This window comes from Winogradskyella schleiferi (genome assembly GCF_013394655.1).
Classification (GTDB): Bacteria; Bacteroidota; Bacteroidia; order Flavobacteriales; family Flavobacteriaceae; genus Winogradskyella; species Winogradskyella schleiferi.
In genome coordinates this window covers 3,331,247-3,350,138 of the sequence record NZ_CP053351.1, presented here as the reverse complement: position 1 = coordinate 3,350,138, position 18,892 = coordinate 3,331,247, and the positions used below count along the sequence as shown (strand labels likewise).

The following is an 18,892-nucleotide window of genomic DNA, read 5'->3' as shown; positions in this document are numbered from 1 at the left end:
TATCCTATGAATTTTAATTTTCTCACGCCTGTATCAGATGCGGTCTTGGCTCATAATGAACTAACGGCGCAACAATCGTTAGGGAAAAAGATTAAAATTCATTCGCGTCAAAATGGAATTCCAGATTTGGAAGACGTCCAAATGGCAATTATCGGCGTTCAAGAAAATAGAAATGACGTTAATTATATAGGAGCAAAAATTAATTTCGATACCATCCGTAAAACCCTTTATACATTATTTCCTGGTAATTGGCATACTACTTTAGCAGATCTTGGTGATATTGAACAAGGAGAAACTGTAGAAGATACTTATTTTGCTATTCGTACAGCCATAACGGTTTTAGTTGAAAAAAATATCATTCCTATTATATTAGGTGGCAGTCAAGATTTAACTTATGCTAATTATCGTGCTTACGATTCTCTTTTACCTATGGTAAATATTGTAAGTGTAGATACCAATTTTGATTTAGGCGATGCCAATCTTCCTATAAAGAACAATAGTTACGTAGGAAAAGTGATTGTAGAGGAACCTTATAACCTATTTAATTATTCTACAATTGGTTACCAAACGTATTTTAACTCTCAAGAAGAAATAGATCTCATTGAAAAGTTGTATTTTGAGGCCTATCGTTTAGGAGAGATTTCTGGAGACATTAATAAGGTAGAACCATTAATGCGAGATGCACATGTGGTATCGGTAGATTTAAAATCGGTAAGAGCGGCTGAGGTAAGCGATGCTCAAAAGTATTCTCCAAATGGTTTTTCGGGAAAAGAGATTTGTGCCATAAGTAGATATGCAGGTATAAGTAATAAGGTATCGTCTTTTGGTATCTATGAATATAACGTTTCGAAAAACGATAGTGCAACTTCAATGTTGGTGGCACAAATGATATGGTATTTTGTTGAAGGCGTTAATTGCCGTGTTAAAGATGATGAGTTTAATAACGAAAAACAATACCAAAAGTATAATGTATTGGTTGAAGATGACGAGTTAATTTTTTATAAGAGTTTGAAGACAGGACGTTGGTGGATTGAAATTCCTTTTTTGCCAAACGTTAATAATAAATTAAAAAAGCATACGTTATTACCATGCATGCATTCCGATTATGTGCATGCAACCCAAGGTGAAATACCAGAACGCTGGTATAAAGCCTATAGGAAGAACAGCTTCTAAAATGTGCGCTTAATCGGATTTTAACGTTTTTTTTATCGATGAAATGCACTTTATTAGGGTAAAGTGTAAAAAAAAGATAAAAAAAGTTGTTTATTCGGAAATATATAAATATGTTTACGTCCTCAAAATTAATAAGGACTAATTTAACCTAGAGTTACTATGAATATTAAGAAGTTTATTTTACTAACCGCAGTACTAGTTATGGTCGCCAGTTGTAATTCCGGAGATCGGGGACAATTGGTAGGTGTTAAGGGTAAGAAATGGCATCCAGAAAAGCCCTATGGGATGACATTAGTGCCTGGCGGAGCTTTTATTATGGGTAAATCCGATGATGATTTAGCTGGTGTACAAGATGCACCCACAAAGACAGCAACAGTTCGTGCGTTCTATATGGACGAAACAGAAATTACAAATAGCGAGTATCGTCAATTTGTTGAATGGGTAAGAGATTCCACGCTAAGACTAAAGTTGGCTGAAATGGCTGACTTAGAAGGAAAAACAGCAGGCAGTGGAGATATTGGAGAATTTGCTTATGTAGATTCAGATCCAAATAATCTCAATGCTTATGAGAGTTACATGGTAAATACCTATGGTAACGAGCAAAGAAAAATTAATCGTGATGTTGATTTGTACTTTGACACCGATGATTATCCAGATGAATTGTATGCTGAAGTTATGGATGGTATGTATTTACCATTAGAAGAATCCTATAATGGACAGCGTACTTGGGATGTGAAGCAATTCAAATTCCAATATACCTATATGGACATCGCAAAGGCTGCTAAAAACAGAGGTTTAAAGCGTTCTGAAGTTATTATTCAGCAAGAAGTTGAAGTATATCCAGATACAACCGCTTGGATTAGGGATTTTGCTTATTCTTATAATGAACCAATGCATAACGATTATTTTTGGCATGATGCTTATGGTGCATATCCAGTAGTTGGTGTATCGTGGAAACAAGCGCAAGCCTTCTGTCAATGGAGAACTTTATATCACAATGCTGACAGAAAGAAAAGAGGAAGACATGCAGTAAACTCATACAGATTACCTTCTGAAGCAGAATGGGAATATGCAGCAAGAGGCGGTCTGCAAGGTGCATCATATCCTTGGGGAGGTCCTTATACAAAAAATGACAGAGGTTGTTTTATGGCTAACTTTAAACCATTAAGAGGTGATTATGCCGCAGATCAAGCGTTGTATACTGTGGAAGCAGATGCTTATGACCCAAATGATTTCAACTTATATAATATGGCAGGTAACGTTTCGGAATGGGTAAACGGTTCTTACGATCCTGCATCTTATGAATATATGTCCAGCATTAATCCAAATGTAAATGATCCTAACAATACACGTAAAGTGGTAAGAGGAGGGTCTTGGAAAGATGTTGCCTATTTCTTGCAAGTGAGTTCTAGGGATTATGAATATGCGGATTCTGCAAGAAGCTACATTGGTTTTAGAACAGTTCAAGATTATATGGGAACTGAAGTTACTAGACCAAATTCGGCAACTAACTAAAAATTAAACTTAACTTAAACTAAATATTAATCCTAAATGAGCATAACTTAACCAAAAGCTCATTTGAAAACAAAAAAATTAAAATCATGGCAAAAAAGAAATTATCATCAATGAATATGGTCTATGGACTAGGAGCTGCAATTGTAATTATTGGAGCATTATTCAAAATTCAACACTGGCCTTATGGATCATTAATTCTTACCATAGGTATGATTGTTGAAGCTATTGTATTTACGATATCAGCATTCGAAAAACAAGGCGATGACTTAGATTGGTCATTAGTGTATCCTGAATTAGCTGGAGGTCAAACTTTAGGTAAGAAAAAAGTTGAGGCACCTAAAGATGCAGAAGGTTTATTATCCAAAAAATTAGACAACCTATTAAAGGAAGCTAAAATTGATGGAGCACTTATGGCAAGCTTAGGAGATAGTATCAAGAACTTTGAAGGTGCTGCCAAAGGCATTTCTCCGACAGTTGATGGTATCCAAGCTCAAAAGAAATATAGCGAAGAAATGTCTTTAGCAGCAGCTCAGATGGAATCTTTAAATAGCCTTTATAAGGTACAAATGGAAAGTGCCAACCGTCAAGCAGCTATTAACGAAGAAGCAGTTGAAAATGCTACTAAATTAAAAGAACAAATGCAATCCTTAGCGTCTAATCTATCATCATTAAACGGTGTATATGGTGGTATGTTATCTGCAATGAACAAAAACTAATTGGTTTTTAAAATCAAATTAATTAACATTAAAAACTAATTAGAAATGGCAGGAGGAAAACAGTCCGCAAGGCAAAAAATGATTAACCTAATGTATTTGGTATTCATTGCCATGATCGCAATGACCATGTCAAAAGAAGTATTATCTGCATTTGGCTTAATGAACACAAAATTCGTTAACGCAAATGAATTGGCAACATCATCCAATACAGGGATTTTGAATCAATTGGAATCTCAGGCAGAAGAAAAGCCAGAAAATTTTGCAGCAGCGAATCAGAAAGCAAAACAGATCAGTATTATTTCTGATGAATTCTATAAATTTTTAGAAACTGTTAAAGCAAAGGATATCGTTAAAAACGGAGGTTACGAAAGAGAAGAGAACGGAGAATTACCTTACGAAGAGATGGATAAAGGTGATAAACTTGATGAGCTTTGGTTTACAGGAGACCGTTATACTAAAAGAGGTGACGAAATTGTAGAGGCAATTGAGAAATACAAGGCTGATATCAAAGCTGTTTTACCGAATGAGGGTAAATGGCAGCCAGTCATAGAAAGTTTCGAAAGACGCTTTAGTTTAGATCCAGTCGTAGATAGTGAAGGTGCTAAAAAGAAATGGTTAGATTATCATTTTCAAGGCTTTCCGGCTATCGCATCTTACACCAAGTTAACGGCAATGCAAAACGATGTTAAAGCTACTGAAACTAATATTTACAATGGTTTTCTTGGAAATCTTGTAAGTGATGCTACATCTTTGAAGAACTATCAAGCAATCGTATTAGCTGATAAATCGGCATTTTTTGCAGGTGAAAAATTTCAGGGACGCGTTGTTCTAGGGAAGTATGCGAATGTGACACCTACAAAATTGGTTGTAGAAGGTCAAGAGATGGATTTGTCCAATGCTATAGACTCTACAGGAGCAGCACGTTTAGATTTTAAGGTCGGTAATGTCGGTGAACAAAAAATTGAAGGTAAATTTACATTTCTTGAGGATGGTAAACCATTGGATATTCCTATCGTAGGAAACTATGTGGTGGTTCCAAGACCAAACTCTGCAACAATTTCTGCAGATAAGATGAACGTTGTTTATCGTGGTGTGGCTAACCCAATGACTATATCTTTTGCTGGTGTGCCAGATAATAAAGTTAGTGCTAGTGGTGCAGGTTTATCTAAAGCTTCAGGTACAGGAAAATATGTAATGAATCCTGGAACAGGTAGAGAAGTTACTATTAATGTATCTGCTACTTTAGACGATGGTACAAAAGCAAGTGACCAACAAACCTTTAGAATTAAGGATATTCCAAAACCGACTGGTACAATTGCAGGCCAAGATGGTATTGTAAAGTTACCTAAGCGTAATTTAGAAATTGGTACCATTGGTGCTAAATTAGAAGATTTTGTATTTGATTTACCAATAAACGTGACATCTTTTAAAATAAAAGTACCTGGACAACCTACAGTTGCTGTTGCTGGCACTAAAATGAACAGCCAAGCAAGATCAGCTATTGGTAGAGCACGTAGTGGAGATGTAGTTACGATATTTGATATTGAAGCTAAAATACAAGGTAATGCGAAATATCGATTAAAAGGAGTTTCGCCTGTAGCTGTTGAAGTCACCAACTAATTGTTGATTACTACGACAGTATCAAAAAAAGAAAATCCCAAATTATAACAAATTATAAGATGAATTTAAAAAGCTTTTTATGTATAGGAATAGGAGTTTTAGCAGCAAATACTATGTTTGCCCAAGCTAATATCCTAAATGCTAAAATACCAGAAGAAATTGGTATGAAAACTGAAGCACAGTTACTTCTAGATAACGACAAGCCTTTAGAATATGGATATGTTGGAGATCGAGATATCTTATTTTCTAAAATGACTTGGGAAAAGATTGTTTTGGACGAACGTGCAAACTTCCCTTTATATTTTCCAATTGAAGATAATTTAGGTGACGACAGAAAGTCATTGTATATGGTCTTAATGGAAAATGTTAATAATGGAATAATTCCGAAGGTATATGCAGATTCCTATTTTACGGAAGAACGTACCATGGAAGACTTGGCTCCTTCATTAAGGAAGGAAGAGATTACAGATGTAGGAATTGATTGGATGAACGCAGAAGGTGTTTCTGATACGTCTTTAGTTCCTGAGGAGTACGTCATCCGTAGAGAGATTGGACCAGCTGATATCAATTCTTATTTAGTTAAGGGCCTTTGGTATTTTGATAAGCGCCAAGGAGAATTAAAGTATCGGATCTTGGGTATTGCACCAGCAGCTCCAGATGTAAACTTTATTGACTCTGATGATGAGGCTAACAAAGAGCCAATCGGTTTATTTTGGGTGTTTTTTCCAGAAATAAGAGATATCATGCATGAGGCTAAAGCATTTAACAATAAGAACAGTGCTGTACCATTGTCTTTCGATCATTTATTAAACAGCAGACGCTTTAGTGGAATTATCTACAAAGAAGAAAATGTTTATGGTGATAGAGAAGTGAAGGAATATGTAGCTGAAAATGCATTAATGCAGCTTTTAGAATCAGAACGTATCAAAGACAAAATCAGAAACTTTGAACAAGATATGTGGAGTTACTAATTAACTTTACATAAATAATAATAGAAACGCTCACTTATTAAGTGGGCGTTTTGCATTTTTACAGAGCCAGGAATCTCTTCAAATTATTTTCGTACGTGATTAACATTTCAGAATCCTTTGAATCAAAGTTTTATTTACTTTTGCCACAATGAAACAAGTAGATTACATTATTGTAGGTTGTGGATTGGCAAGTATTTCATTTTGTGAGGAATTGCGTGCGAAGAACAAAACATTTGTGGTATTCGATAACAATTCACAGAAATCGTCAATTGTTGCGGCAGGACTTTACAATCCTGTCATTCTAAAACGTTTCTCAGAAGTTTGGAAAGCCAAAGAACAACTCGAAATAGCACTTCCCGTTTATGCTAAAATTGAAAACGAATTAAACATTAAAATCGACCATAAACTTCGAATTTTAAGACGCTTTACTTCCATTCAAGAGCAAAATAAATGGTTTACGTCATCAGACAAACCAAATCTTGAACCCTTTCTTTCAACACAATTAGTTAAAAACACGAATTCAGCAATTGATGCACCTTATGGCTTTGGAGAGGTATTGCATGCAGGTCGTATAGATACTGAAACTTTAATTTCAAATTATAAAACTTTTTTAAAGGAAATTGATTGTTTTGAAGAACGAAGTTTTGAGTACGGCGAGATTCAATTTCAAACAGAATCAATTCAGTATGAAAATATAAAAGCCAAGCAGATTATTTTTGCCGAGGGCTTTGGTGTCAAACAAAATCCGTATTTTAATGATATTCCACTTACAGGCTCTAAAGGCGAAATATTAACTATTAAAGCACCAAATTTAAAAATTGATTACGCCATAAAATCTTCAGTATTTGTTATTCCACTTGGAAGCGATTTGTATAATGTAGGCGCGACTTACGATAACGTGGATAAATCCAATCAACCTACAGACAACGCGAAGGAAGAATTACTTTCAAAAGTAAAATCGTTCATAAAATGTGATTTCGAAGTCGTTAATCATGTCGCAGGAATAAGACCAACGGTAAAAGATAGACGACCTTTAATTGGCCGACATCCAAAACAGAAAAATGTATATGTTTTAAATGGTTTGGGCACACGAGGTGTTATGATTGCACCTTATGTCGCTAAGAAACTCTACAATTTTATAGAAAATAATGAAGCTTTAGGTTCTGAAATTGATGTAAATAGGTTTTTTTTATCTAGAATCTAGAATCTAGAATCTAGAATCTAGAATCTAGAATCTAGAATCTAGAATCTAAAGTCTATAGTTGAATGTAGGGTTGAAAGTTTAACTTTGTTTCACTGCGCCCTTGCGAGCAAGTTCTTTATCATAACTCATAAAAAGATTAATCCAAATATTACGGGACAACCGCATTATTACAGGCATAAACCCAATCAAGGTAGCAATGATAGCAACAAAAGCAACAATTAAAGAAGATTCCAATATATTATAACTAATGATAAAAGCAGCTACTGCAAAAGCAATACCAACACCATAACTCACGTACATAGAACCATAGAAAAAAGAAGGTTCTATTTGATATTTCGTTTTGCAGTGAGAACATGTGTCGTGCATTTTGATAACTTTGGAAAGCACATAAGGGTTTTTATTCACATACATCGATTCCTGGTGGCATTTTGGACAAACACCAAACAGAATACTGTACAATTTCATTCCTTTTCTAATCATATTTAATAGCTTACTTTTGCACTTTTAAAATCAAGAACAAAGATAGCTTTTTAGGTTTGATGTTCTGTAACTTATGTCACATATATGCTTAATATACATAATCTTTCTATTTCGTTTCAAGGAGAATATCTGTTTGAGGAAATTACCTTTAAACTAGGTCTTGGTGACAGAATCGGTTTAATTGGCAAAAATGGCGCTGGGAAATCCACGATGCTTCGAATTTTGTCGAAAGAACAAGAAGCAGATACTGGGCAAATTGCGGCAGACAAAGATTTAAAAATTGGGTTTTTAAAACAGGATATCGATTTCGATTTTGGTAAAACAGTTTTAGAGGAATCCTACGAAGCGTTTAAGGACATTAAAGATTGTGAAGCCAAACTAGAACATATAAACACACAATTAGCAGAACGGACGGATTACGAAAGTGAAGCGTACCATCAGTTAATGGTTGATTTGAATGATGTGCAGCATCAATACGAAATCTTAGGAGGTTACAATTATCAAGGCGAAACCGAGAAAATCCTTCAAGGTCTAGGATTTAAACGTGAGGATTTTGATAAATTGACCGATACGTTTTCTGGTGGTTGGAGAATGCGTATAGAATTAGCAAAACTCCTACTTCAGAATAACGATTTATTACTTTTGGATGAGCCAACGAACCACTTGGATATTGAATCTATTATTTGGTTAGAAAATTTCTTGAAAAGCTACAGTGGCGCCGTAGTCATTGTATCGCACGATAAGATGTTTTTGGACAACGTCACTAACCGAACTATTGAAATTTCATTAGGAAGGATTTATGATTACAACAAGCCTTACACTCAGTTTTTAGCCTTGCGAAAGGAAATGAAAGTGCAACAACTGGCCGCTCAAAAAAATCAGGAGAAGAAGATTGAACAAACTGAAAAACTTATAGAAAAGTTTAGGGCCAAAGCTTCTAAGGCAACAATGGCACAATCGCTAATTAAAAAATTAGATAAGATTGACAGAATTGAAGTTGATGAAGATGATAATAGCGTGATGAATCTTAATTTTCCCGTTTCTGTTACTCCAGGTAAAGTGGTTATTGAACTTGAGAATGTCTCTAAATCTTATGGTGACCTACAAGTATTGCACGACGTGAATTTATCTGTTCCAAGAGATATAAAAACGGCTTTTGTTGGTCAGAATGGACAAGGAAAATCAACATTGGCTAAAATTATCGTTGGTGAAATCAAACACGAAGGGAAATTAAATTTAGGACACAATGTTCAAATAGGATATTTTGCACAAAACCAAGCCGAATATTTAGACGGAAGCAAAACCGTTTTGGACACAATGATCGATGCGGCTAATGAAACTAATAGAAGTAAGGTCCGAGATATATTAGGTTCATTTTTGTTTAGAGGCGAAGAGGTTGAAAAGTATGTTAGAGTATTATCTGGTGGCGAGCGTAACCGTTTGGCTTTGGCGAAATTATTACTACAACCCTTAAATGTGCTTATTATGGATGAGCCTACAAACCATTTGGATATCAAGTCTAAAAATGTGCTAAAAGAGGCGTTGAAAAAGTTTGAAGGTACCTTGATTTTGGTTTCTCACGATAGGGATTTTCTTCAAGGATTAACCGATACGGTTTACGAATTTAAAGACCAGAATATCAAAGAATATTTGGGTGATATCGATTTTTTCCTAGAGCAACGAAATATCGAAAACCTAAGGGAAGCAGAAAAACGAACGATTGTAGCGGAAAAGCCGAAAGAAAGCAATAAGCAGAGCTATGAAGACCAGAAAAAGTTGAAATCATTAAACAACAAATTGAGTAATATCGAATCCAAAATTAATCAACTTGAAAAAGACATTAAGTCAGATGATGTAAAGTTGGCAACCGATTATGATAAAACAGCTTCCGATCCTAAATTTTTTGATGGCTATCAGAAAAAGAAAAAATCTTTAGGAAAACTCATGGAAGACTGGGAAGATGTTCAAGGGCAATTAGATTCGATTAACAATTAAGATTATTTTAACGCCTTAGCATAAGGATATAGGTAAATTTGCAATTTACTGACCATCCCATTATGTTGAGAAAAATTATTCTATCTGTTTTAGGCGTCGCGCTAATTGTGGGCGCTTTCTTATTTGCAAATTATCTTATCGCCAATAAGAATAAGCCAAAACCTGTTGTTCCCAAAGTGGTAAAAACAGTATTGGTAGATACTGTACAGAACACAACCATACCAATTGTCATTGCTGCCAATGGAAATCTTACGGCCAAACAGCGCGTAGAATTATATTCTGAAGTTCAAGGAATTTTTAAAACCGGTTCAAAACTTTTTAAACCTGGGCAAAAATTCAATAGAGGCGAAACCTTGATTCGTTTAGATGCTTCCGAGTATTATGCTAGTGTACAATCTGCCAAAAGTAGTTTGTATAACAATATTGCAGCCATAATGCCAGATTTGAGATTGGATTTTCCAGATGTGTTTCAAAAATGGCAAAATTATTTAAATGGTTTCGATTTAAACAAATCCACACCAGTGCTTCCAGAAGTATCAAACGAAAAAGAGAATTACTTTATTACTGGTCGTGGAATCGTTAGTGCCTATTACAATGTGAAGAACTTAGAACAGCGCTTAACAAAATACAGAATCATTGCACCATTTACAGGAATTTTAACTGAGGCATTGGTTACAGAAGGGACTTTAGTAAGAAATGGACAAAAATTGGGAGAGTTTATTAATCTCTCCATTTACGAAATGGAAGTCGCTATCAGTAAATCGTTTGCTGATGTCCTAAAGGAAGGTGAACGAGTCAGCCTAACAAACTTAGATCATACTAAAACCTATGAAGGCAAGGTGTCTCGTGTCAATGGAAGTATTGATGCCACAACACAGACCATTACAGCTTTCATTGAAGTTAAACATTCCGATCTTAAAGAAGGCATGTACCTTGAAGCGAATCTAAATGCAGAGAAAGTAGAAAATGCCATAGAAATAGACCGGAACTTATTATTGGATGGTGAGGAGATATATGTGGTAAATGATAGCTTGCTCGATGTCATAGCTGTAAAACCAGCGCATTTCTCTAGTGATAAAGTAGTTTTAAAAGATGTACCAAACGGTACAATCATTCTAAGAAAACCAGTTCCAGGTGCTTATGCTGGCATGCATGTGAGAGCAGCTAAAAATAATACAACAACTAATGATTCTATTCAATAATGAGAAAAATAATTGAATATTTTATCAGATATCATGTTGCTGTAAATGTAATTATCATTGGCTTTTTTGTCTTTGGTATTATCGGTGCTTTATCTTTAAAGTCATCTTTCTTTCCGCTAACAGAATCCAAGATTATCAATGTAAATATTACCTATCCTGGCGCATCGCCTCAAGAGATAGAAGAAGGGATTGTGCTTCAAATCGAGGATAATCTTAAAGGTTTAAAAGGTGTTGATAGGGTAACCTCTATATCTCAGGAAAATAGTGGTTCTATTACAGTCGAAATTGAAAAAGGGGAAAATATAGACTTCATGCTGCTAGAAGTAAAAAATGCAGTAGATAGAGTGCCATCGTTTCCTACAGGTATGGAGCCTTTGGTGGTGTCTAAACAAGAAGCTGTGCGTGAAACGATTTCATTCGCTGTGAGTGGTAAAAACATTCCACTGGTTACCCTTAAACAATTAGCACGTCAAGTTGAAACGGATTTAAGAGCTATGGAAGGCATTTCTCAAATTGAAATTTCCGGTTTTCCTGAAGAAGAAATTGAAATTGCCGTAAATGAATTGGATTTATTAGCTTACAATTTAACCTTTGCAGAAGTTGCTGACGCAGTAAGTAGTGCCAATATTTTAGTCACAGGAGGTAACGTAAAAACCAATGCTGAAGAATATTTAATAAGAGCCAATAACCGGGAATATTATGGCAAAGAGCTACTAAATATTATAGTAAGGGCATCTTCTGATGGAAAAGTGATTCGCTTAAAAGACATCGCAAACGTAAGAGATCGGTTTTCTGAAACACCGAATGCGACTTATTTTAACAAGGATTTAGCTGTCAATATTACAATTACAAGTACAAACAATGAAGATTTAATTTCCTCTGCAGATAAGGTCAATGAATATATAGAAGAATACAATCAAAAGTATGATAATGTGCGACTGGATGTGGTGAATGATAGGTCGGTAACCTTAAAACAACGGACCCAATTATTAACCGAAAATGCCATTGTTGGGATGTTTTTGGTATTGTTGTTTTTGTCCATTTTTTTAAACACGAGACTAGCCTTGTGGGTAGCTTTCGGGTTGCCAATTTCCTTTTTAGGGATGTTTATATTTGCGGGTCAGTTTGATGTAACCATTAATGTGTTATCCCTATTTGGGATGATTATCGTTATCGGTATTTTGGTCGATGATGGTATTGTTATTGCCGAGAATATTTATCAGCATTACGAAAAAGGGAAAAAACCGATTCAAGCTGCTATTGATGGAACAATGGAAGTTATTCCACCAGTTGTCTCAGCTATTATAACTACGCTTTTAGCTTTTTCTTTATTCTTCTTTTTAGACAGTAGAATTGGTGAGTTTTTTAGTGAAGTAGCTGTTATAGTGATATTGACTTTGGCTGTTTCGTTAATTGAAGCACTCATTATTTTGCCTGCCCATTTAGCACATTCAAAAGCATTGCGAATAAAAAAAGAGGATTTACATAATAATAAATCTTCAAATAAGTTTTTCTCATTTATGAGAGGTCTAAATAAGTCTGGAGACCGTTTCATGACTTTTTTAAGGGACAAAGCATATACACCAGTTTTAAACCGTGTTTTAAAGTATAAGATATTTTCGTTAGGCGTCTTTATAACCTTGTTGGTATTAACATTTGGTTCACTTGGTGGTGGCATTATTGGTGTCACCTTATTCCCAAGAATTGCAAGTGATACTGCCAACATAGAATTGGTTATGCCAGCTGGAACGAATGTGAAAATAACAGATTCTATCATTTCCTTAATTGAAGAAAAAGCATTCATTGTTAATAAAGAACTGACCGATAAATATCTTAAGGGAACAGGAAAACAACTCTTCGAAAATACTATTGTTGATATTAGCAGCAGCTCTAGTGCTCGATTAAGAATTAATTTATTGCCAGGTGAAGAACGACCAGATGAAATAAAAGCAGATTTGGTAACCAACCGTTTAGAGGAATTGGTTGGTCCAGTAATTGGTACGGAACGGTTGATTTATGGTTCGGGAGGAAATTTTGGAGGAAGTCCTGTTTCAGTTTCCTTATTGAGTAATAATATTGAAGAACTAAAGGCGTCTAAATTAGAATTGAAAAAGTATATGGAATCCAATCCATTGCTTAAGGATATTGGAGATAATGATCCTGCAGGTATAAAGGAAATTAAGCTAGAGCTTAAGGAAAGTGCCTACTTATTAGGATTGGATTTAAGAACCGTAATGACCCAAGTGCGCTCAGGATTTTTTGGAGCTCAAGCTCAACGTTTTCAAAGAGGTCAAGACGAAATTAAAGTTTGGGTGCGTTATGACAAGAACAATAGAAGCTCAATCAACGATTTAGATGCCATGCGTATCGTTACACCAACAGGCGAACGTGTTACGCTAAAGGATATTGCCACTTACAGTATTGCAAGAGGCGATGTGGCCATCAATCATTTGGAAGGTAAGCGGGAAATTCAGGTTTATGCGGATTTAAAAGATCCTAGTACTAGTAATACAGATATTATAGATGATATAAGAACTGTTTTTATTCCAGAGTTACAATCTAAGTATCCTACCATTAATGCCTCTTTTGAAGGTCAGAACCGTGAAGCTGGAAAATTAACAAGTTCATTGAGAGTTGCTGGTCCTATAATCTTATTGTTAATATATATTACTATAGCGTTTACCTTTAGAAGTTATTCACAGCCATTTTTATTGATACTTTTAATCCCATTTAGTTTAACAGCTGTAGCTTGGGGACATTGGTTACTTGATTTTCAGGTTAACATTTTATCACTTTTAGGTATTATCGCTTTAATAGGAATTATGGTCAACGATGGATTGGTATTAATAGGAAAGTTTAACAGTAACCTGAAAGAAGGGATGAATTTTGACTTGGCACTTTCTGAAGCCGGAAAATCAAGATTTAGAGCTATTTTCTTAACGTCATTAACAACAATTGCAGGTTTAGCGCCTTTGTTATTGGAAAAAAGCAGACAAGCTCAATTTTTAAAACCTATGGCCATTTCTATTTCCTTCGGAATTGCTTATGCTACCATTTTAACCTTATTGGTTTTACCTCTATTCTTATCATTTAGCAATAGTATCAAAATGAACAGTAAATGGTTAGCAACAGGAAATAAGGTTACTAAAGAAGAAGTAGAGCGCGCTATAAAAGAACAAAAAGAAGCAGATGAGCATTAGAATTTTTATTACATATGTTTTCATAACCTTGGGTATAGTTGTTAATGCGCAAAAGGTATTATCAACTGATGAAGCTATAACCCTTGCCTTAGAACATAATTATGGAATTAAAATAGCGGATAATACAGTTGAGGTAGCTGAAAATAACAAGGATATTTTAAATTCGGGATATCTTCCGTCACTAACTGGTCTTGCTGGCGGGACCATCGACCTCCAAGATTCTGAAGGGCAACGTGCTGAAGGAAACCCAGTGATTGCTGAAGGTGTTGAAACCCGTCGTTACAACGCATCCATCAATCTTAACTACACCTTATTTGATGGTTTGGGACGATTGTATAATTACAGACGCTTGAAAGAGCAATATCAACTCTCAGAATTAGAAGCTCGTGAAACCATTGAGAACACAATGATTCAGCTGTTTTCAATCTATTATAGCATTGCACAGCTCTCAGAAAATTCAGAGGCTTTAGAAGAAACTATTGCTATTTCAAAAGATCGACTTATCAGAGCGGGTTATCAGTTTGATTACGGTCAAAGTACCAAGTTGGAAGTTCTAAATGCTGAGGTAGATATCAATAACGATAGTATAAATATCATTAACATTAGACAACAGCTCAAAAATACCAAACGGGATTTAAATGTTGTTATGGGTAATTCTTATTTAGAAACCTTTGACGTGGATACTGAAGTGTCATTTTTGATACAACCCAATAAAGCTGAGCTTTTAGAAAAAACAAAGGCTAACAATGTATCATTACTTCAAGCAGAAAGAAATATAGCCATTAGCCAATTTAATATAAAAACAAATAGAGCGCAATATTTACCTGCCATAGGCTTAGTTGGATCTTATGGTTGGAACGAATCTTCAACGGACAATCCATTGGCTTTTACCGTACAGAGTACCACTTCAGGAATCTCTGGAGGTTTGAATCTTACATGGAATCTGTTTGATGGCGGTAGTACCATTACACAGGTGAAAAACTCCAAAATAGCTCTCGAAAATCAACAGTTACAGCGAGAGCAATTAATACTTGATATTGAGCGTAATTTCAATAATTCTTGGGATGATTATCAGAATAAGCTTTTGATTTTTCAGGTACAGGAAGATAATATAAAAACAGCACAGAATAATTTTGAGCGCACGGAAGAAAAATTCAAAATAGGACAAGTAACTTCTATAGAATTTAGGCAAGCACAACTCAATCTGTTGAATGCAGAATTAAGTAGGAATCAGGCGAAGTACGATGCTAAATTGGCAGAATTGACACTTCTTCAAATAAGTGGTGAGTTATTAAATGTTGAACTATAAAAGATAATTATCATGGAAGAATACTTCTTTCAATGTCCATACTGCTGGGAGCAGATTTCAATGCTCGTAGATGTTTCCCAAAATCATCAAAACTATATTGAAGATTGTGAAATTTGCTGTAATCCTATTCAAGTTTCTATTGCGGTAGAACATCAAGAAATTGTCAATTTTCAAGCAGAAAACATAGAACAGTAAAACGCTTTAAAATTCTGAATATTAGAATTTTGTATTTTTTCACCATGTATTTCATCGAAAAAAGTTGCAGTTGGTAGTCAATGTGATTATATTCGTTGTGTTATTGTCCCTCCACAAAAATCTACTAGTTATGAAGACACTAAAAATAACACTACTATTCTGTTTAATCTCAGTACTCTCATTTGCAGAAGTTTCGCCTGAACAAAAAGCAGCACTTACGGATTTATACAATGCTACTAATGGGGAAACTTGGAATCATCGTTGGGATTTAGAGCAACCGGTTTCAAATTGGTATGGAATCACCTTAGAAGATGAGAACGTGGTTGCCATAAATTTAAGTTTTAATGGCTTAAAAGGGAGTCTTTCGGAATCCATTTCAAATTTCACACATTTAAAAGTTCTTAATTTATCTTTCAATAATTTGGAAGGAGAGTTGCCAAGTACTGTAGTCAACTTATCTAACTTAGAGGTTTTAAAATTATTTTCTAATAGCTTTAGTGGAGCAATACCTACAGATATTGGGAATTTAACCAATCTGAAATCTTTAGAATTATTTAATAATGATTTTTTTGGTCAGATTCCTTCGTCAATAGGAAACCTAACTAAACTAGAAAATTTAATATTAAGCAGTAATCAATTGATGGGAAAATTACCATCCAGTTTATCTAATTTAAAGGTATTAAAGGTATTAAGTGTTTTTGATAATAATTTAATCGGTGCAATTCCGTCGTCAATAGGCGAATTAACACAATTAGAAGAATTGGTTCTATCAAATAATGCCTTTTATGGAAATTTACCAGGTGTGCTTGTCGAATTAAAAAGTCTGAAAACATTACTATTAAGCAATAATCAGTTTAAAGGAAACTATGCGGTTTTAAAAGAAAATCTTCCTAATATCGTTGATTTCGATTTAGACGAAGCAAATTTGAAGGGCGCCTTGGTAACTTTAGATAGTGAAGAAGATTAATTTCTTGCCATAATTATTTAGGAATAACGCTTAAATTTATTTTGAGCGTTATTTTTTTGTTTAGTCTTTTGTATTCTAAAAAAAGTGTTATCTTTGCAGTCCTAAAATGATTTAGTCGGCATTATGAACCGAAAGTTAGAAGCTAAGAAAATCATTTTAAGATTACATCGCGGGATAGAGCAGTAGGTAGCTCGTCGGGCTCATAACCCGAAGGTCACTGGTTCGAGTCCAGTTCCCGCTACTAATTACAAAATCAAGTATAATAACGGTTTGGTGTTGCCAAACCGTTTTTTTATGCTTAATTTTAACACTATAATCCAAAATGAATACGAAAGTGCATACGGAAATGCATACGATTTATCTTTGAAACGACAGTTTTCCAAACCAAAAATATACAATGCAAAAGGCGACCTCACTAAACGGTGGTATGTCTATTTCTCTTATCGCGACCCAAAGTCAGGAAAACTAACAAGACAGACTCCCTTTTACGGTAATGCTAATACTTACAAGACCAAGGAGGAACGCTTCGCAGTACTCACAATTTATCGCAACATCATTTATAAATATCTCAATGAAGGGTACGGTCCATATAAGGATAATTCCGAAATAAAATTTAAGGATGTAGAAGAAAGCCAAGATAGCTCGTTAAGGCTAGAAGGTCTGGAAGCGGTCAAGCCCACGGAAACTGTACCGAATACCGATGAGGATTCACAAAACCTAATAAAAGTGGAAAATGCGTTTGAGTCCGTATTAAAAATTAAGCAAAGAGAGCTTAGGGTAAGTAGTCTTAGATCTTTTAAAAGCCATTTGAAAATCTTTAGAGAGTGGCTAAAAAATGAATGTCCTGAAATAATCCACGTTCATGAAATAGATAGGTCAAGTGTCAATTCGTTCCTTAATACCATACAGGTTGAAACATCAGCACGGAACAGGAACAACTACAGGGCGACTTTAAGCAGTGCTTTTGAAAGTCTTTATGATAATGAAATAGTGCCGTTGAACATTGTCAAACAGATAAAGAAGCTCAAGACTAAGCCCACACGACATATAAGATATTCCGAAGAGCAACAACAAGCTATATTTAGTTTTCTTAAGAAAGAAGACCCACTGATACTACTTTATATAAAGTTCATTGCTTATAGTTTTATGAGACCATTGGAGGTATGTCGTTTAAAGATAGGAGATATTGATAAGGAGAAAAAGATTGTGAGCTTTATGCCTAAAAATGGTTCATTGAAGACTAAAATTATCCCTGATATCTTACTCAAAGAAATTCCTGACCTTTCAAAAATGAATAAGCAGGCTTATTTATTTACTGCTGAAGGTATTGGCAAGTTCACAGAGACGAAGCTTGAGAATCGTAGAAGCTATTTTACAGCAAGGTTTAACAAAATCACAAAAGAGCGCTTTGCGTTAGGCCTTGAGCACACCATGTAAAGCTTTAGACATACGTTTATTACCAAACTTTACAGAGCGCTAAGAAAAGGTTATGCTCCTTTCGAGGCGAAGAGCAGATTGATGCACATCACTGGGCATACCTCCATGAAGGCATTAGAGAACTATCTCCGAGATATAGATGCGGAGCTTCCAAAGGATTACTCTAGCATGTTAGACCCTAACACAGATAATAATGGATAGCATCAGTGATTTTTATATGAACATAGGCAATAATTTTATGTGTTCATCAATAGTTTATTTACCAAATACTTTAGTCGAAGAATTTGTGAAACTACAGAACGAGTTTAATGACATGGATTTATTCCAGTATGCTGATAAGGTTTTTGTATTGGATAGTGAGGGGTATAATATAATTCCTGATAAGCAGGATAGTATGAAATATGTGACTACCAAGAACTTGCTTTTAGATGACAACTTATTTTTGCTTTTAAGGAAAAGAGAAGACTATCTTCCTACAACTTTCGATTATATTTTTGAAAAGTACTGCGAATATTTGATAGTGTATCTGTGGTTGGGTGAATGGTTAGACAAGAATTTAAAGACGTATATCAAAAGCGTAGACCAAGACTTGGAGCGTTCCTTTGCCTTTCAAAGAAGGGTATTATCAAACCATAGAAAGGAGATCGGTAAACATTTTAAGGAAGAGCTTGAGCGTCTTGATGATAAATTGAAAGAGCGATTAGGTATTAATGGATTCCAAAAAATAGAGCTTCTCGAGGATTTTGGAGTTATTGAAAAGTTTGTTGTGCCAAAACATGGAAAACAAGAAGTAAAAAAAACCAAAAAGAATAAACTGTTGGAATTGAAGAAATTTACCAAAGGCTACGCGGATAAATTGATTTTAGATAAAATCTTTAATATAAGGTAAAACTGTAACGACAACCATA

At 34.9% G+C, this 18,892-nt stretch carries 15 protein-coding genes and 1 tRNA gene; 15 read left to right on the top strand and 1 reads right to left on the bottom strand.

From position 1 onward, the window contains the following. The first annotated feature begins 6 nt into the window (after positions 1-6). The 6 genes from HM990_RS14610 to HM990_RS14585 all read left to right on the top strand — a co-directional run bounded on the left by HM990_RS14610 (position 7) and on the right by HM990_RS14585 (position 7,199). Positions 7-1,173 carry a formimidoylglutamase gene (locus HM990_RS14610; protein ID WP_178989753.1) on the top strand — a complete coding sequence of 389 codons (1,167 nt, stop codon included), beginning with the start codon at positions 7-9 and terminating at the stop codon, positions 1,171-1,173. A 165-nt stretch (positions 1,174-1,338) separates the two neighbouring features. Further along, positions 1,339-2,688: a type IX secretion system lipoprotein PorK/GldK gene (porK, locus tag HM990_RS14605; RefSeq protein WP_449489503.1), complete on the top strand. Its 1,350-nt coding sequence runs from the start codon at positions 1,339-1,341 to the stop codon at positions 2,686-2,688. Between the two features lie 86 nt (positions 2,689-2,774). After that, positions 2,775-3,404 carry a type IX secretion system motor protein PorL/GldL gene (porL, locus tag HM990_RS14600; protein ID WP_178989749.1) on the top strand — a complete coding sequence of 210 codons (630 nt, stop codon included), beginning with the start codon at positions 2,775-2,777 and terminating at the stop codon, positions 3,402-3,404. 45 nt (positions 3,405-3,449) lie between these two features. After that, entirely contained in the window at positions 3,450-5,024 is a 1,575-nt protein-coding gene (porM, locus tag HM990_RS14595; RefSeq protein WP_178989747.1) for a type IX secretion system motor protein PorM/GldM, read from the top strand. 59 nt (positions 5,025-5,083) lie between these two features. Further along, positions 5,084-5,995, top strand: coding sequence for a type IX secretion system ring subunit PorN/GldN (porN, locus tag HM990_RS14590; RefSeq protein WP_178989745.1), 912 nt, complete (start codon positions 5,084-5,086; stop codon positions 5,993-5,995). 148 nt (positions 5,996-6,143) lie between these two features. Further along, the gene (locus HM990_RS14585; protein ID WP_178989743.1) at positions 6,144-7,199 is read left to right on the top strand and encodes an NAD(P)/FAD-dependent oxidoreductase; all 1,056 of its coding nucleotides are present in this window, start codon (positions 6,144-6,146) and stop codon (positions 7,197-7,199) included. A 78-nt stretch (positions 7,200-7,277) separates the two neighbouring features. On the opposite strand, the gene HM990_RS14580 is transcribed toward HM990_RS14585, so the two are convergent. Then, a complete protein-coding gene (locus HM990_RS14580) occupies positions 7,278-7,679 on the bottom strand; it encodes a DUF983 domain-containing protein (protein WP_178989741.1) in 402 nt (133 codons plus the stop codon). A gap of 84 nt (positions 7,680-7,763) precedes the next feature. On the opposite strand from HM990_RS14580, the gene HM990_RS14575 reads away from it, so the two are divergent. From HM990_RS14575 to HM990_RS14535, 9 genes are all read left to right on the top strand, one after another. Then, positions 7,764-9,674, top strand: a complete 1,911-nt coding sequence (locus tag HM990_RS14575; protein ID WP_178989739.1) for an ABC-F family ATP-binding cassette domain-containing protein — start codon at positions 7,764-7,766, stop codon at positions 9,672-9,674. A 65-nt stretch (positions 9,675-9,739) separates the two neighbouring features. Further along, positions 9,740-10,876 (top strand): efflux RND transporter periplasmic adaptor subunit, encoded by a 1,137-nt coding sequence (locus tag HM990_RS14570; protein WP_178992008.1) that lies wholly within the window; start codon positions 9,740-9,742, stop codon positions 10,874-10,876. Next, positions 10,876-14,076, top strand: coding sequence for an efflux RND transporter permease subunit (locus tag HM990_RS14565; RefSeq protein WP_178989737.1), 3,201 nt, complete (start codon positions 10,876-10,878; stop codon positions 14,074-14,076). Before HM990_RS14570 ends, HM990_RS14565 begins: the two co-directional genes overlap by 1 nt. Then, on the top strand, positions 14,066-15,385 hold the full coding sequence (locus HM990_RS14560) for a TolC family protein (RefSeq protein WP_178989735.1): 1,320 nt from the start codon (positions 14,066-14,068) through the stop codon (positions 15,383-15,385). Before HM990_RS14565 ends, HM990_RS14560 begins: the two co-directional genes overlap by 11 nt. A gap of 12 nt (positions 15,386-15,397) precedes the next feature. Further along, positions 15,398-15,580: a CPXCG motif-containing cysteine-rich protein gene (locus HM990_RS14555; protein WP_178989733.1), complete on the top strand. Its 183-nt coding sequence runs from the start codon at positions 15,398-15,400 to the stop codon at positions 15,578-15,580. Between the two features lie 130 nt (positions 15,581-15,710). Next, positions 15,711-16,547: a leucine-rich repeat domain-containing protein gene (locus HM990_RS14550; RefSeq protein WP_178989731.1), complete on the top strand. Its 837-nt coding sequence runs from the start codon at positions 15,711-15,713 to the stop codon at positions 16,545-16,547. A gap of 168 nt (positions 16,548-16,715) precedes the next feature. After that, positions 16,716-16,788 (top strand) — tRNA-Met (locus HM990_RS14545). Positions 16,789-16,841: 53 nt separating this feature from the next. Continuing rightward, complete coding sequence (locus HM990_RS14540; protein ID WP_178989729.1) at positions 16,842-17,984, top strand: tyrosine-type recombinase/integrase; 1,143 nt, start codon at positions 16,842-16,844, stop codon at positions 17,982-17,984. Between the two features lie 193 nt (positions 17,985-18,177). Further along, positions 18,178-18,873, top strand: coding sequence for a hypothetical protein (locus HM990_RS14535; RefSeq protein WP_178989727.1), 696 nt, complete (start codon positions 18,178-18,180; stop codon positions 18,871-18,873). Positions 18,874-18,892 lie beyond the last annotated feature (19 nt).